Raw genomic sequence first — 581 nt, 5'->3', positions numbered from 1 at the left:
CCTCGTACTCGGGCGTACAGGTCATGCCAGCGTTCATCAGCGACTGCAAAACGAACTGGCGAAACGCGCTTTCGCGGCTCAACAGAATCAATGCCTCTTGCGCCAACTGTGTCCACTCGACATGCGCCGTTTGTGCCAGCGCATGCTGCGCGTGCATGACAACACCAACCCGACTACCCTCGACCAGCGTGAGAGAAACATCGTGATCGACGAGCCCGAAATTGCCGATGGCGAGATCGGCCTCGCCAGAGCGAAGGCTCTGGATATTGTCGATCGCCAACCTGTCTCGGATCACGACCCGCACGCCAGGAAACTGTTTGCGCATCTCGGCGCAGAGACTCGGCATGAAGCTGGTGGCCAGCATTGGCGTTACCGCCACCGTCACGCTGCCTTTGCGCTTCAGGTTCATATCCCGCACGGTCGCCAGTCCGGTGTCCAGATCGGCCAGCACACGCTCCGCTACCGGCAGGAAATCGCGCCCGACGGCGGTGATGTCCATGCTTCGCGTTGTGCGGTCGAAGAGTCGAGCACCCACCTGCGCCTCCAGATCACGCAGGAGCGCACTGAGCGCGGATTGCGTC

1 protein-coding gene is annotated in these 581 nt (G+C 61.4%); it reads right to left on the bottom strand.

Annotated features, from left to right (window positions below):
• A partial coding sequence (locus ACRYR9_RS19895; protein ID WP_432540243.1) for a LysR substrate-binding domain-containing protein occupies positions 1-499 on the bottom strand: 499 nt, incomplete at its 3' end.
• Positions 500-581 lie beyond the last annotated feature (82 nt).

Origin of the sequence: Kineococcus auxinigenes, assembly GCF_050871525.1 — a bacterium.
In the GTDB taxonomy this organism is placed as follows: Bacteria; Actinomycetota; Actinomycetes; order Actinomycetales; family Kineococcaceae; genus Kineococcus.
The sequence above is the reverse complement of the archived record's forward strand: the minus strand, read 5'-3'. Positions and strand labels throughout refer to the sequence as shown.